Raw genomic sequence first — 14378 nt, 5'->3', positions numbered from 1 at the left:
ATTTCTACATTGGAAAATGTAAGAACAAAACACATTTGGAGGGAACATTGTGACACACCATGAGCAAAAACTGCCTGACTCGCCTGAATCGTATTGGAGAGACAGCACTGACCTTCCTTCATTTCAGGAGCTTACGGAGGATGTGAAGACGGATGTCGCGATCATCGGAGGCGGCATGACCGGGATTACGACGGCATACATGTTGACGCAAAAAGGATATCGCGTCGTTTTGATTGAAGCAGGACGCATTCTGAACGGAACGACGGGGCATACGACCGCAAAAATTACCGCCCAGCATGACTTGATTTATGATGAACTGATCAACCATATCGGAATGTCTAAAGCGCGGGCTTATTATGAAGCGAATCTCCAGGCTCTTTCATTCATCAGAAATCTCGTTCATGAACAAAACATCTCCTGCGATTTTCAAGAACAGGACGCCTGTATTTATACAACGGAAGAAAAATCGGTCCAAAAGATCAGAAAAGAGCATGAAGCCTATCAGAAGCTCGGGATTGAAAGGGAATTCATCAAGGACCTTCCCGTCCCGATCGATATTAAAGCCGGCCTCATAATGAAAAATCAGGCGCAGTTTCATCCGCTCCATTACTTGAAACATCTTGCCGGCGCCGTTCAAAAAGCGGGCGGAAAACTGTTCGAAAACACGGCCGCTAAGGAAATCAAAGAAGGAGATCATCCGAAGGTGCTGACGACAAACGGGCATATGATCATCAGCGATTATGTGGTGTGCTGTACGCACTTTCCGTTTCATGATAAAAAAGGCTTTTACTTTGCAAGGCTTGAACCGAGCCGGTCTTACGTACTTGCCGTCAAGCCAAAAAACCCTTACCCGGGCGGCATGTATTTAAGCATTGACCAGCCTTCCCGGTCGCTGCGTTCGGTCACAATCGGCGGCGAAAACATGGTGATTGTCGGCGGGGAAAGCCATAAAACCGGCCAGGGAAAAGATACGATAGAGTATTACAGAGCCCTTAAGTCGTTCGCAGAAAGTGTACTCGGCATCGAAGACATCCTCTATCGCTGGTCGACACAGGATTTAATCACCCTTGATAAAATCCCTTATATCGGACCGATTTATCCGAAAGAAAAAAGGATCCTTGTCGCGACCGGATTCCGAAAATGGGGCATGACGTCGAGCACGCTCGCCGCTCAAATCATGACCGACCATATTACAAACGAAAGCAATCCGTATAAGGAAATCTTCGACCCTTCCCGCTTTCATCCTGATCCGAGCATCAAAAAAGCGATTTCCTTTAATACAGACGTCGCCCGACACCTTGTTGAAGGAAAGCTTGAACAGCCGCTCCGCATCCCTGATGAGCTTGCCCCAGGAGAGGGATCGGTCGTTTCAATCGGAGGAAAACGGGCCGGGGCATACCGCGATGAAAACGGGCGGCTCCATACCGTCGATACGACATGCACCCATATGGGCTGCGAGGTCGAATGGAATGACGGAGAAAAGACATGGGACTGCCCATGCCACGGTTCGAGATTTTCAATCGACGGCGAAGTGGTGGAAGGTCCTGCGGTCGCACCGTTAAATGATCCCAAAAGCTAGCATCCCCCGCTAAAAAAAAGAAAAGAACAGCCGATAAAAAAGATAAATGCTGGAAAATTTTAAAATCCGGCATTTTTATTATCGTTTACAGGGGGATACGGATTGTGTTATTCAAAAAGGATAGAAAGACAGAACGCTCGCTATTGGCTGAAAGGGGCAATGACAAAACAAACAGAATCAGGCTTTCGGATCATCCAGAATTTCAAAAGCAGCTCGCCATGGTCGGTTTGACGAATGAAGACCTCTGGGTGTTGAGCAAGCTGAAGCCTTTGGTTTCAGAGCATATCGAGACCATCGTCGCCCGGTTTTATCAAAACCTTGAGCATGAAAGCTCGCTGATGGACATCATCCATGACAACAGTACGGTCGACCGCTTGAAAAAGACGCTCTCCATCCATATAAGCGAAATGTTTTCCGGAATCATCGATGAAGCGTTTTTAGAAAAAAGAATCCGGATCGCCCACGTTCATTTGAAGATCGGGCTTCTTCCAAAGTGGTACTTGTGCGGCTTTCAAGACCTTCTTCTATCATTCCTGGCATTATTTGAAAGCACCTTAACCGCCGGTGAATACATGCGGGCCGTCAAGGCGGTCACGAAAATCTTCAACATTGAACAGCAGATCGTTTTGGAAGCCTATGAAGAAGAGCATGCTAGAATCCGTACGCTTGAAGAAGAGCGGAAAGCCGAACTTCACAGGCAAATCAAGGATACGTCAGGCTCGCTTGCCGCATTGTTTGCAGAAACGACGGGCGCTGTTCAGGAGCTGGTCGACAAATCGGCAGACATCACCAAAAGATCGAGAGCTGGAACGAAGACGGCGAGTTCTGTCGAAGAAAAATCAATCGGCGGCAAAAAGGAACTCGAGGAACAGGAACAGCAGCTGAACAAGATGGGAAGCAGCATGACCGAGATCGAGCAGGAAATTAAAAAGCTGGAAGAAATCGCAGGCCAAATCGAAAAGATTTTCGGCATTGTAACGGGCATCGCCGAGCAGACGAACCTGCTGTCGCTCAACGCTTCGATTGAATCGGCGAGGGCCGGGGAACACGGAAAAGGCTTCGCCGTTGTCGCCAATGAAGTCAGAAAGCTTTCCGACGATACGAAAAAAACCGTCTCAACGGTCTCAGAGCTTGTCGATAACACAAACGCGCAGATCGGAATCGTGACCAGACACATTACAGGGGTAAATCAGCTTGTGGTCAAAAGCAAAGAAAAAATGGCAGAGATCAATCATTTATTCGATGACATCGTCGGCAGCATGAAGCTCAGCAAAAATCAAAGCGGCAAGATCGAAGAGGATCTGAAATCCTTTTTAAGCGGTCTTCAAGAGGTAAACGGAGCGGTATCACAAGTCGCTGCTTCTGTCGATTCGCTTGTCGAACTGACAGAAAAATAAGCTTGAAACAATCCACAGATCACCCTTATCTGTGGATTTATTTGACACTGAACCGTAATCCTGGCACGGGTCCGTTTGCTGGAAAAATTGCGGCGTTCGCCCAAGAACTTGGGTTTTTTTATCATAAACTGAATCTAAAGAGGAACTTTGGCGATCAGGGAACATCTTGAGACCGCGGCTTGGGAATGCCGGCCAAATTAGTGAGTACCCGTTTTGAATTTTAGTATAATGGTTGTATCATATAAAAACGTGCACTCGTGTTTGAAAGGAGATCTTTTTTTTATGACTGCGATTTGCTTAATCCGGCACGGAGAAACCGACTGGAACGCTTTAGGAAAACTTCAGGGAAGAACCGATATCCCTTTGAATGAAACCGGAAGAAGACAGGCAAAAAAAACCGGAGAATATTTAAAAAACACATCCTGGGACGTCATCATTTCCAGCCCGTTAAAAAGAGCCAGGGAAACGGCAGACATCATCAACCAGTACCTCGGGCTTGATATTGTCGAAATGGATGATTTCATCGAACGAAATTACGGGGATGCAGAGGGTATGCCGTTTGAGGAAAGAATGAAGCTGTACCCAGATAAAAATTATCCGAACCAGGAATCAAAAGAGGCGTTGACAGAACGGATGATGGCCGGCATTCAAAAGGTCAGCGGGCAATACCCGAATCGAAAAGTGCTGATCGTCGCCCACGGAGCGGCGATTCACGCGCTCTTGTCCAGGATTTCAAACGGGGACGTCAACCTTGACAACACGAAACTCGTCAACGCCTGCCTGAGCAATATCCATTTCCATGAAAATAAATGGCATGTTCAAGACTATAACCTTTCAGAGCATCTATCCGATTAACACATGCGGACGGCAGATTCGGCTGCCGTCCGCATGTTACGTTTTGCTGCGCTTCGCTTCACGCCGCAGCAAATAAATAAAATAAGGACCTCCGATCACGGCTGCAATCAAACCGGCCGGGACTTCAACGGGCGGGATCAGCCCTCTCCCCGCCGCATCTGCCAGAAGCAGGATAATGGCGCCGACCATTCCTGAGACGGGGATCAGGATGCGGGATTCAACGCCTGCCAGCCTTTTCGCAATATGCGGCGCCATCAGCCCGATAAAACCGATCGTCCCTACAGCGGTTACGGAAGCAGCCGTCAAAATGACAGCCGCGGCAAGCAGCAAAAACCGCGTCCTTTCAAGCCGGACGCCAACGCTTGTGGCAATCGCGTCCCCGGATTTGATGATATCAAGCGGCTTTGCCGCAAGCCACACGGGCGGAATGAGCAGACAGCACCAGATGAACAGAGAAAGCACATCATTCCAGCTTCTTCCCCACAAGCTTCCGTTCAGCCAGATTAAAGCGCTGTTAACATTCGGACTTCCCCTTGAAATCAAAAGCTGAATCCCTGAATGGCAGAAAGCGTTGACGGCAATCCCGACTAGTGCCAGCCGCAACGGTGAGATGCCGTTTCGATAAGCCAACACATAAACAAAAACGGCCGCAACGATGCTCCCGGAAAAAGCAGCTCCCGTCAATAAGATGGAACAATGCTCTGAAAACAGCACAGTGACAATGACCGCGCCGAGCCCCGCTCCCCCCGTTATCCCGAGCGTGTCAGGGGCGGCGAGCGGATTTCTCATCAGCGACTGGGCGACAACACCCGCAACAGCGAGGGCGCTGCCTGCAAGCACGGCCAGGATGACCCGCGGCATTCTGAACTCCATCACCATAAACCGAATTCCCGGATCGCCCTGCCCCGCCAAAGATGTGATCACATCTCCGAGCGGAAACTTCTCATCGCCGATCATTAAATTGGCCGCTGCCAAAAGCAGCAGGAAAACCGGAAGAATGACAAGTACGGCTGCCGGCTTTCTGCGTTGCCTTTTTGTTATGTCTGTTTTGCTGTTCATGATGCCGATCCCTCTTTTCGTCTCCGCGCCAAATAAATAAAAAAGGGCGTTCCGATGAATGCCGTGACGACGCCGACCGGCGTCTGATACGGATAATAAACAAAGCGTGAAGCAATATCCGCCGCAAGAAGCAGCAACGCGCCACAGATCGCCGAATATGGAATAACCGTCCGATAATCAGCCCCCATCATATAGCGGATCATATGAGGAACCATCAAACCGATGAACCCGATCGGGCCTGCTGCCGCTACGGAAACCCCGGCAAGCGCGATGACGGTGACGGCGATCAGCATCCTACTGATCCACACTTTTTGCCCCAGCCCTTGAGATATGTCATCGCCCAGGCTAAGAACGGAGGCCGTTCTTCCTAAGGCAATAGCAATCAGCAATCCAAGAAAGCTGACAGGAATCAAAAACCCAAGCTTTTCCCACGAACTCCCTGCTAATGACCCCGAAAGCCAAAACAAAATCGTCTCCGTCGACTCCTCATGAAAAATGAGGAGCATCTGCGTAACGGACGCAAGGATCGCCTGAATGACGACACCGACTAACGCAAAGCTGATATCCCGCTGATTTTCGCTGAAAACAGAAGCGATCGCATAAACGGTTACGGCGGCAACGGCTCCTCCTATAAACGCCGTCCCCATCGTCATCATCGGGACGGCGGCAGCCGGAAACACGACCGTCAAAAAAACGACAGCCGCCGAGGCCCCGGCATTAATGCCAAAAATGCTTGGTGACGCGAGGGAATTTCTCGTAACCGCCTGCATGAGCGCGCCCGCAGCTCCAAGGTTCGCTCCGATCAAAGCAGCTTCCAAAGCGTGCGGGATCCGAATGGATAAAATGATAGAATCCAATTTTGAATCGCCGTATGAAAAGATGGCCGACCATATATCAGAAAGCGCAATATTGGCAGAACCGACCGAAACGGAAAGCGTAAAACATACGAATAAAAGAATAATGAGAGCGATGCGGGTCAAAAGCACCTTTTTCATGAAAGCAGATCACCTTCCTCGTAAAAAACAAGCGCATGCTTTGTTGAAAAAGCATGCACAGAAACCGCATTAAAAACAGCCGGTCATGTATCGATAGGCACCGGGGTCGGCGCCTAACATCCTAACATCAAAAATTCATTTCAGAATATCATTTTCGATTTGATCGATCACGGCATTTGCTCCGTCAATGCTGCGGCGAAGCGACCATGCGAACCTGTCGACTTTATACACTTTGTGATGCTTGACGGCGCTCAGCTTGTTCCAAAGCGGATCATTTTCAAGCGGCCGTTTTCCGTTTTGATCAACTTTATCCTTTTCTCCCGACATTAAAATGATGACGTCCGGGTCTTTCTCGAGAAGCTGTTCGACGGTCATTTTAATGTTGACGGACTCGCCGTTTTCAGCATTGCTTTTTTTGCTGTCGCCTACCGCGTATGTATAGCCGATATTCGTCAACAGCTGGGAGGTGAAGAAGTTTTGGTCACGGACTGTGACAGCTTCATTCGTATTGCCGAGCAGAAGAACGCTTTGTTTTTTGTCAGAGAGCTTCTCTTTCAGCTGTCCCAGCTTTTTTTTATGTTCGGTGATTTTTTTCTCCATTTCGCTTTCCTTTCCGACCGCTTTTGCAATCGTAAGGGAAGCATCAATCGTATCCTGGTAGTCGGCATTTAAATTTTTCAGCGCAATCGTCGGCGCGATTTTCGACAGCTTGTCATATACACCGCTGTGTCTGCTTGAATCCGCGATAATCAGATCGGGCTTTAATGCCGCGATTTTTTCAAAGCTTGGCTGCGCCCGTGTCCCAACTGATGTATAGCCTTTGATTTCTTTTCTTACTTGTTCATTTATAAACTTCGGCTTTCCGTCATCTGCGACGCCGACCGGTTTCACGCCTGCATCCAACAGGGCGTCGATAAATCCGAACTCAAGGACGACAACCTTTTTCGGATGTTTGGGCACTTTCGTTTCGCCCAGATCGTGTTTAACCGTTACGGTATCCCGGCCGGAATTTGAAGCGCTCCCTCCCGAACCTGAGCAGGCGGACAAAACAGTGATGAGAAAGACAAAAGATAGAATCGTAAAATATCTAAGCTTCATATGTATCTCCTTTTTTCTTTATGTAGACTGAAATTATTATAGCAACAGAACAGCATAATGACAATGATAATCATTATCACTATAAAAAAAAGAAAACAAACTCCTCTTTCCTAGCCGGGAGAAAGTCAAATGACCGTTATGATGATCATCGCCGTACCCGCCTCATTGAAAGGAACATGCAGCCAGCTTAGGACAGCTTGTTTTTTCGGCGAGAGGAATGAAAGGCTTCCTATGTAAAAGCAAACGCGAGAGCCGTACCGAACAAAACGACAAACACAATGGCCGCCCAACCCCATGTTGCAGAGCTTCCCGAGATACCCCATAAAGGCGCACCGATCAGCACCATGAGCATTCCTTTAGTAAGCCTGCATATTTTACAATCATTTTTTATGTTATGCATTTAATATTTTCACAAAATGAGAGGATGCATGACGCCTTGCAGCTATTGGGGATCACGACCTTTTTCACACGATCGGCCGGTATAAAAAATCGGCTAGTTTCATTCTTAAGACCTTTAGATTTGTTCTAAAATAGGAAAAGAAGCTCGAAAAATCAAATATATTTTTTCAAAAAAATAGGTCTACCATATATTTCATTTTTTCTATATAATAAATTAACAGAATAATTGGAATAGAAGATATTATCATCATATTTCAATTATTCTGAATAAAAATGGAGGAGAGTGATTAGTGGTGAAAAAGAGGAGTTTATGGCTTAGCGTGCTGACGGCCCTTTTGCTTGTTTTTACAATGGCTTTCAGCAATCCGGCTTCTGCTGAACAGCCGGCGAAAGATGTAGAAAAGGATTATATTGTCGGATTTAAGTCATCGGTAAAAACAGCAGCAGTCAAAAAAGATGTCATTAAAGAGAGCGGCGGAAAAGTGGACAAGCAATTCAAGATCATCAACGCCGCAAAAGCGACGCTCGATCAGGATGCGGTAAAAGAGCTGAAAAATGATCCAAGCGTTGCCTACGTGGAAGAGGATCACGTCGCTCATGCGCTGGCACAAACGGTTCCTTACGGCATTCCGCAAATCAAGGCTGACAAAGTACAGGCTCAAGGATATAAAGGAGCTAATGTGAAAGTCGGTGTCATCGATACGGGGATCGCTGCTTCTCATTCAGACTTAAATGTCGTCGGCGGAGCAAGCTTTGTCTCTGGTGAAAGCTACAATACTGACGGAAACGGGCACGGCACGCATGTTGCCGGAACAGTGGCGGCGCTTGACAATTCAATTGGCGTTTTGGGCGTTGCGCCAAATGTCTCCCTATACGCTATTAAAGTGTTGAATTCAAGCGGAAGCGGAACATACAGCGCGATCGTCAGCGGAATCGAGTGGGCCACGGCGAACAACTTGGATGTCATCAATATGAGCCTTGGCGGAACATCAGGCTCAACTGCGCTGAAACAGGCTGTTGACAAAGCATACGCAAGCGGCGTCGTCGTAGTGGCGGCAGCGGGAAACAGCGGAACATCAGGCAGCTCTAGTACGATCGGCTACCCTGCAAAATACGACTCTGTCATTGCTGTAGGTGCAGTTAACAGCAGCAACCAGAGAGCTTCGTTTTCAAGCGTCGGTCCAGAGCTTGATGTAGTGGCTCCGGGCGTCAGCATATACAGCACATACCCTTCCAACACTTACGCTACTTTGAACGGAACTTCAATGGCTTCGCCTCATGTAGCGGGAGCAGCAGCCTTGATCTTGTCTAAATACCCTACGCTTTCAGCTTCCCAAGTTCGCGACCGCCTCTCAAGCACCGCGACTAATTTGGGAGATTCTTTCTACTATGGCAAAGGGCTGATCAATGTGGAAGCTGCCGCTCAGTAACATATTTTAACAAATAACCCATGGAAAAAGCTAGTGTTTTCTAAACATTAGCTTTTTCTTCATTTGTCAGCGTTTTGTTCGACATTTTGAATCCGCTCCATGATGGTCGGATGCCCGTATTTAAAAATTTTGACGAGAAACGGCGGATTTGCCTCGCTTAAGCCCGCTTTTGACAGCTCCTGAAAGGCGGTCACAGCGGCTTTTTTGTTTTTGGTCAATTCGACGGCATACTCGTCTGCGGCTTTTTCCTGATGCCTTGACACCGCGTTTGTAAACGGAGAGGCAGTAAAGGTGAGCACCCCTGTCAATAGCAGCAATAACGGCAGTGCGGCAAAGTCTGTGCTCCCTTTAATATGCAGACTGTTTCCATAGCGCCTGATGATCCATTTATAAAGCTTGGCAATGACATACAATCCGGCTAGTGATAAAAGCAGATATCCGGCAAGTCCTTTATATACGTGCTTCATGACATAGTGACCCATTTCGTGCGCCATGATGAATAAAATTTCCGGCTCATTGAGCTTGTTCAGCGTCGTGTCCCAAAGCACGATCCGTTTGTTAGCGCCAATCCCTGTCACATATGCGTTTAACGCATTCGTTTTTTTCGACATATCCACTTCATAGACGTGATTTGCGGGAATGTCAGCCTGATCGGCCAGCTTAAGGATGTCATGTTCAAGCTTTTTGTTTTTCAGCGGATAAAAATCGTTGTACAAAGGATCGATGACGACAGGCTGCAGAAAGAATAAAAACAGCGTAACCGGCACGGTCAAAAGCCACGCAAAGAGCCACCAGCGTTTTTCGCTCCTTTTCATCAGCCAGTAGAACACCATCACAGCTGCTGCGGTTAATGGAAAGCTGATCCAAAAATCGATGACCTGGTCTTTGATCCAGCTTGCAGTCGACTGTGTTGAAATTCCGTAGTCGAGCGAATACTGATAACTGATCCAGTCGAGCGGCAAAGATGCGGCCGTCACGATCAGAAAGAGGACGAAAACGTATGCAGCGATTTGAACAGCCTTGAATCTTGACGTTTGCTCAGCCCAATGCGTCATCTTTCGCGATAAACCGGCGATCAAGAGAATAAAAAACAGAAACCACTCAAGCGGAATCCTGAGAAAAAATATAAAATCTTTGATCTTCGAATAATCTTCTGTGAGAATCAGTTCTTTTTTGTTCATGAATGTCTCCGGATCTGCGCTTGTCCCCTTCAGCGCCTCGGGAACGGAAGAATCCCCGGTCTTGAAGAGATACCAGTAGAAAAAAAGTCCGTACAACACATAAAGCAGGCAGGCTCCCGCGATCCATTTCCGCATGGACGAATCACCCCTTCTCAAATAGCGGTTATTTCTATTGTAGGCTTTTTGCTGCAAAGTTAGAACCAAGCCCTATAGCGAAAGCATAAAACCTGCCGCGGTCAGCGCCGCAATCGTTCCGGACACGACAATGATGACGCTCATCCCCATGTACGACAATAAAAAAGCGATTACAGCGCCTGCGAGACCGTAAAAGGCACCGCTTTGCACCAAAAAAACTCCGGGAAAGATCAAGGCGCCCAATACTGCATATGGGACATTTTTAAGAACGCGCTCCAAAAATCGGGGAAGCTTAAGGCTTTCGAAAGCTACCAAAGGAATTACCCGCGGAAGGTATGTAACAGCGGCCATTCCGAGGATCATCCAGACAATGGGACTAAACATATTTTCTTTTCTCCTTCGACTTGGGATGATAAAGCCGTTCGATCAGGACTGCCGATAACAACGTAGCGATGACGATCGCCCAGCCCGCAGACAGCATGCCGCTCATTTGAAAAACGGTATTGAACAAAGCTCCGGCTCCAGCCAGAAACAGCACTTTCCTCTGCTTTTTCAAGGCAGGTACGAGGAGTCCGATAAACATCGCATAAAGGGCGATGCTCATGCTTTCCTGTAAAACGGACGGCATGCCGGCGCCTGCAACATGACCGGCGGCGCTCCAAAAAACCCAGCTTGCATAACCGGTGGACCCAAGCCCGATCATGTAGCGCGTCGTCAGCTTTTCTTTTCTTAAAGCAGCGACTGCAAACGACTCGTCTGTCACGGCAAAAAAAGCATAAAATGCTTTTTTCCAAGGAACATCGCGTTCAACAAGCTGATTTAAAGAAGCTGAAAATAAAAAATGCCTGATGTTGACGATAAAAGTCGTCATGATAATTTCGATGATGCCGGTATGGACGGCAAGCATGCTTAAAGACATGTACTGGGACGCCCCGCCGAAAACGAGGGCGCTCATCAGGAACGTTTCAAACAGCGAGAGTCCTGTCGTTTTCGCCAAAAGCCCGAATGTCAAAGCAACGGGAATATATCCGGCTGCGAGCGGAATTCCCGAACGAAAGCCGTCCAAAAGTGTGAGCTGATGCTGATTTTCCATCGTGACACCTCTTACGGATAATAAATTAATGTGTAGCCTGTTGCGGTTTGTTCCGTTTTGTTTTCATACTTGTGAACGGTATTTGCGGTAAAGTGCATCGCATCCCCTTCGCGCAATTCACAGCTGTAATCCCCGCAGGAGACAGCCACCGTTCCTTTGCTGACGAGCACGTATTCCTCAATGCCGCCGTGATGGGGTTCTGATTCGTGTACACAGCCCGGCAGCAGTTCGATATAAAAAATTTCAAACTTTTTTTTCTGGTCGAAAGGAAAATGCGGAAACGCTGCATATCGGTCATCCCCGGCCGTCACGGGCGCCCTCTCACTCTTTCTGACGACCGTCGGCTCCCCTGCCGGCTTTTCAGCAAGCGATGTAAATGAGACTTGCAGCCCGTTTGCGATTTTCCAAAGCGTTGTGATCGTCGGGCTTGAAGCGCCTTTTTCGATTTGCGCCAGCATTCCCTTGCTCACGCCCGTCAACGCTGACAGCTGGTCAAGGCTGTAATTGCGGATTTTCCTGAGTCTTTTCATATTTTCGGCGACTTGCTGTTCAATAGAATTCATCGTTGCCTCCTAACAAATTGAACATTTGTATAATTTATTGAACATTATAGCATATTTTTTCCGGATGAAAAGCTCTTTGTTGGGATAAACTCCATACAAGAGGTGATTATTCTGAAAAAAATTATCGGCATCATACTCTTTTTCGGTATTTTATTACTCAGCTTTTTTTATATATTCAATCTCATGGCCGATCCTTTTGATGCAAGAAATGCCGAAGAAATCACAATAAGGCCGGCGGAAAAAAACGGCAGGCTGATCAGAATCGAAAAAAAGCAATATATCGACGGCATACTCAATACTTTCAATAAAGGAACAAAACTGAAGAAAAACAAGGCGCATGATTTGGCTTCCCCCGATTATCGCGGGAGCATCAAAATGAGCCCCACCGATCGCATGGCGTTCACCGTCTGGCTGAAAAAGGACGGAGCCGTTATTTTAAAAAATGAGGAAAAAACATACTATCATCTGAATCAAAAACAAAAAGCTGAGTTTTTAGAAAATGTAAAGAAAGGGACGTGAGCACGTCCCTTTCATGTGTTTGCCAAAATGTCTTTCAAAGCCCTGCGCAAAATTTTTCCGGTCGAGTTTTTCGGGATCTCCTCAAGGAAAATGATCGATGAAGGGCGCTTATATTTGGCGAGGTGCTGTTTGCAATGCGACGAGATGTCCTCTTCTGTCAGCGTTTTCGTCTTTGGAACGACATAGCATTGCACAGCTTCTCCCGCATTCGGGTCGGGAACGCCGATCACCACCGCCTCGGCGACCTCAGGATGCCTGTAGAGAATTTCCTCGACTTCCCGCGGATAAACATTGTAGCCGCCGACAATGATCATGTCTTTCTTTCTGTCGACGATATAAAAATACCCGTCTTCATCGCGCTTTGCAAGATCTCCTGTATAGAGCCATCCGTCTCTTATCGTATGGGCGGTTTCTTCGGGCATTTTATAGTACCCCTTCATAACGTTCGGCCCTTTTACGATCAGTTCCCCCACCTGGCCGGCCGGCAGTTCTTCTCCAAGCTCATTGACGACTTTGTTTTTGACATTGAGAATGTCGGTACCGATGGAACCCGGTTTGCGGCCGGTGCTGAACGGGTTAAAACACGTGACTGGAGAAGCTTCGGATAAGCCATAGCCTTCCAACACGAGTACATTGAATCTTTCCTCAAATTTTTTCAGCAGCGCAACGGGCATCGCGGCGCCTCCTGATATACAAAGACGGATCGAAGCAAACCCCTGTTCATCGGCAGCCTCATGCTGGTATAGGTAATTGTACATCGTCGGTACCCCGGCAAAAATCGTCGCCTTATGCTTTTTCACAAGTTCAAAAACCTTTGCAGGACTGAATTTCGGGATGATTAAAATGGCGGCGCCGTTCATCAGCGGAGCATTCATGCAGACCGTTAGGCAAAACACATGGAACATCGGCAGGGCCGCGACGACAAGATCGGCTTCATTCATCGTCAAATAGCCGGCCGTATCATTCGCATTCGAAAAAAGATTTTGATGTGTCAGCATCGCGCCCTTCGGCTGTCCCGTCGTTCCTGACGTATAAAGAATCGCTGCTGTATCATCTTCTTTAAGCTCAGGAAAGCTCTGAGCAGCAGCCGGCTTCATCACCATTGCAAACGATTTCAATTTGACTTTCACATGCGGATCTTCCGGCTCGTAGAGCGGCCCTCCCGTTTCGCAGAATACAACATGCCCGACCTTCGGAAGTGATTCATGCATCTTTTCGTATAAAGGCAGGAGCCGGCCGTCGGCCACAATGACTTTGGCATCGCCATTCGTCAGCATATAGCCGATTTCTGTCGGCGTGTAGGCCGGATTAATCGGAATCGCGACCGCTCCCGCTTTTAACGTTCCGAAAAACGAAATGACAAAATGCGGCGTATTGCCGAGCAGCAATGCAACATGATCTCCTTTTTCAACCCCTAGTTCGCGCAGTCCTCCGGCAAAACAATCGATTTTTTGCTGCAATCCCCCGTAAGTTTCCGTCTGCTCCCCAAAAATATAAGCGATTCTATCAGGCTTTGCTTTTGCTGTTTCCTCCAATTTGGAAACTAAATTCATTCTCCCACCCCTTGAAAAATGAATGAATAACCATTCATTTTTGAATAATAAAAAATCTATCCCCATTATAGTAAATGAATCGAAAACACTCAAGGTCTGATGGAAAATATCTTCCATTCCTCTCATAAGCAATCAAAAAGAGCCGCCCAATATGATATGATCCCCTCATAGTAGACAGAAAAAAGAAAGGATATTAATCTGTCTACTATGGAGGGGATTTTTTATGGGAGAAATCATGAAAACATACGATGTGACTTTCAAGAAAAAAGCAGTCGATTTACACATGAAAGATGGGATGGGTTTCAAGACGGTTGCTAAAGAATTAGGAATATCTAAATCAATGGTAGCTCGTTGGGTGAAGTATTATGAGGCCGAGGGAATGAAGGGATTGGAAGAAAAACGAGGAAAAGCAACAGGATCTGGCAAGGGCAGACCAAAAAAACGACTTGAAGATCCTGAATCTAAAATCAAACGCCTTGAAGCAGAGGTGGAAATGCTAAAAAAGCTCTTAAAGATGTAAAA

At 47.3% G+C, this 14378-nt stretch carries 14 protein-coding genes and 1 pseudogene; 7 read left to right on the top strand and 8 right to left on the bottom strand.

What is annotated here, in order from left to right; genetic code table 11:
- Window positions 1-49 precede the first annotated feature (49 nt).
- The 4 genes and pseudogenes from NSQ39_RS21755 to NSQ39_RS21745 all read left to right on the top strand — a co-directional run bounded on the left by NSQ39_RS21755 (window position 50) and on the right by NSQ39_RS21745 (window position 3831).
- Window positions 50-1579 (top strand): FAD-dependent oxidoreductase, encoded by a 1530-nt coding sequence (locus NSQ39_RS21755; protein WP_175077589.1) that lies wholly within the window; start codon window positions 50-52, stop codon window positions 1577-1579.
- A 104-nt stretch (window positions 1580-1683) separates the two neighbouring features.
- Window positions 1684-2217: pseudogene (locus NSQ39_RS23170) on the top strand (protoglobin family protein); the annotation flags it as partial.
- A gap of 252 nt (window positions 2218-2469) precedes the next feature.
- Window positions 2470-2976, top strand: a complete 507-nt coding sequence (locus tag NSQ39_RS23165; RefSeq protein WP_373688049.1) for a methyl-accepting chemotaxis protein — start codon at window positions 2470-2472, stop codon at window positions 2974-2976.
- A 282-nt stretch (window positions 2977-3258) separates the two neighbouring features.
- Window positions 3259-3831 carry a histidine phosphatase family protein gene (locus tag NSQ39_RS21745; RefSeq protein WP_175077591.1) on the top strand — a complete coding sequence of 191 codons (573 nt, stop codon included), beginning with the start codon at window positions 3259-3261 and terminating at the stop codon, window positions 3829-3831.
- Between the two features lie 36 nt (window positions 3832-3867).
- Here NSQ39_RS21745 and NSQ39_RS21740 read toward each other — a convergent pair whose 3' ends face one another.
- The 3 genes from NSQ39_RS21740 to NSQ39_RS21730 form a co-directional block, all read right to left on the bottom strand.
- Entirely contained in the window at window positions 3868-4890 is a 1023-nt protein-coding gene (locus NSQ39_RS21740; RefSeq protein ID WP_175077592.1) for a FecCD family ABC transporter permease, read from the bottom strand.
- Window positions 4887-5885 (bottom strand): FecCD family ABC transporter permease, encoded by a 999-nt coding sequence (locus NSQ39_RS21735; protein ID WP_175077593.1) that lies wholly within the window; start codon window positions 5883-5885, stop codon window positions 4887-4889. Before NSQ39_RS21735 ends, NSQ39_RS21740 begins: the two co-directional genes overlap by 4 nt.
- 135 nt (window positions 5886-6020) lie before the next feature.
- Window positions 6021-6983: an ABC transporter substrate-binding protein gene (locus tag NSQ39_RS21730; protein ID WP_341017384.1), complete on the bottom strand. Its 963-nt coding sequence runs from the start codon at window positions 6981-6983 to the stop codon at window positions 6021-6023.
- A 749-nt stretch (window positions 6984-7732) separates the two neighbouring features.
- Between NSQ39_RS21730 and NSQ39_RS21725 the strand changes: the two genes are divergently transcribed.
- Window positions 7733-8812, top strand: coding sequence for a S8 family peptidase (locus NSQ39_RS21725; protein WP_202049496.1), 1080 nt, complete (start codon window positions 7733-7735; stop codon window positions 8810-8812).
- A 59-nt stretch (window positions 8813-8871) separates the two neighbouring features.
- Here the strand turns inward: NSQ39_RS21725 and NSQ39_RS21720 are convergent, their stop codons facing one another.
- The 4 genes from NSQ39_RS21720 to NSQ39_RS21705 all read right to left on the bottom strand — a co-directional run bounded on the left by NSQ39_RS21720 (window position 8872) and on the right by NSQ39_RS21705 (window position 11784).
- Window positions 8872-10128: a M48 family metallopeptidase gene (locus tag NSQ39_RS21720; RefSeq protein ID WP_046128889.1), complete on the bottom strand. Its 1257-nt coding sequence runs from the start codon at window positions 10126-10128 to the stop codon at window positions 8872-8874.
- Window positions 10129-10200: 72 nt separating this feature from the next.
- A complete protein-coding gene (locus NSQ39_RS21715; protein WP_175077595.1) occupies window positions 10201-10512 on the bottom strand; it encodes an AzlD domain-containing protein in 312 nt (103 codons plus the stop codon).
- On the bottom strand, window positions 10505-11221 hold the full coding sequence (locus NSQ39_RS21710; protein WP_046128891.1) for an AzlC family ABC transporter permease: 717 nt from the start codon (window positions 11219-11221) through the stop codon (window positions 10505-10507). Before NSQ39_RS21710 ends, NSQ39_RS21715 begins: the two co-directional genes overlap by 8 nt.
- A gap of 11 nt (window positions 11222-11232) precedes the next feature.
- Entirely contained in the window at window positions 11233-11784 is a 552-nt protein-coding gene (locus NSQ39_RS21705; protein WP_046128892.1) for a helix-turn-helix domain-containing protein, read from the bottom strand.
- A gap of 183 nt (window positions 11785-11967) precedes the next feature.
- Between NSQ39_RS21705 and NSQ39_RS21700 the strand changes: the two genes are divergently transcribed.
- Entirely contained in the window at window positions 11968-12303 is a 336-nt protein-coding gene (locus NSQ39_RS21700) for a hypothetical protein (protein ID WP_231947435.1), read from the top strand.
- An 11-nt stretch (window positions 12304-12314) separates the two neighbouring features.
- On the opposite strand, the gene NSQ39_RS21695 is transcribed toward NSQ39_RS21700, so the two are convergent.
- Window positions 12315-13856: a fatty acid--CoA ligase family protein gene (locus NSQ39_RS21695; protein ID WP_046128893.1), complete on the bottom strand. Its 1542-nt coding sequence runs from the start codon at window positions 13854-13856 to the stop codon at window positions 12315-12317.
- 223 nt (window positions 13857-14079) lie between these two features.
- Between NSQ39_RS21695 and NSQ39_RS21690 the strand changes: the two genes are divergently transcribed.
- Window positions 14080-14376, top strand: coding sequence for a transposase (locus NSQ39_RS21690; protein WP_046129823.1), 297 nt, complete (start codon window positions 14080-14082; stop codon window positions 14374-14376).
- The last annotated feature ends 2 nt before the right edge of the window (window positions 14377-14378 follow it).

Source organism: Bacillus sp. FSL W8-0848 (assembly GCF_038007805.1).
GTDB lineage: Bacteria > Bacillota > Bacilli > Bacillales > Bacillaceae > Bacillus > Bacillus glycinifermentans.
The sequence above is the reverse complement of the archived record's forward strand: the minus strand, read 5'-3'. Positions and strand labels throughout refer to the sequence as shown.

Coding starts and splice junctions, on each gene's coding strand:
- NSQ39_RS23165 (WP_373688049.1), top strand. CDS start 2,470: ATGGGAAGCAGCATGACCGAGATCGAGCAGGAAATTAAAAAGCTGGAA.
- NSQ39_RS21745 (WP_175077591.1), top strand. CDS start 3,259: ATGACTGCGATTTGCTTAATCCGGCACGGAGAAACCGACTGGAACGCT.
- NSQ39_RS21740 (WP_175077592.1), bottom strand. CDS start 4,890: ATGAACAGCAAAACAGACATAACAAAAAGGCAACGCAGAAAGCCGGCA.
- NSQ39_RS21735 (WP_175077593.1), bottom strand. CDS start 5,885: ATGAAAAAGGTGCTTTTGACCCGCATCGCTCTCATTATTCTTTTATTC.
- NSQ39_RS21730 (WP_341017384.1), bottom strand. CDS start 6,983: ATGAAGCTTAGATATTTTACGATTCTATCTTTTGTCTTTCTCATCACT.
- NSQ39_RS21725 (WP_202049496.1), top strand. CDS start 7,733: ATGGCTTTCAGCAATCCGGCTTCTGCTGAACAGCCGGCGAAAGATGTA.
- NSQ39_RS21720 (WP_046128889.1), bottom strand. CDS start 10,128: ATGCGGAAATGGATCGCGGGAGCCTGCCTGCTTTATGTGTTGTACGGA.
- NSQ39_RS21715 (WP_175077595.1), bottom strand. CDS start 10,512: ATGTTTAGTCCCATTGTCTGGATGATCCTCGGAATGGCCGCTGTTACA.
- NSQ39_RS21710 (WP_046128891.1), bottom strand. CDS start 11,221: ATGGAAAATCAGCATCAGCTCACACTTTTGGACGGCTTTCGTTCGGGA.
- NSQ39_RS21705 (WP_046128892.1), bottom strand. CDS start 11,784: ATGAATTCTATTGAACAGCAAGTCGCCGAAAATATGAAAAGACTCAGG.
- NSQ39_RS21700 (WP_231947435.1), top strand. CDS start 11,968: ATGGCCGATCCTTTTGATGCAAGAAATGCCGAAGAAATCACAATAAGG.
- NSQ39_RS21695 (WP_046128893.1), bottom strand. CDS start 13,856: ATGAATTTAGTTTCCAAATTGGAGGAAACAGCAAAAGCAAAGCCTGAT.
- NSQ39_RS21690 (WP_046129823.1), top strand. CDS start 14,080: ATGGGAGAAATCATGAAAACATACGATGTGACTTTCAAGAAAAAAGCA.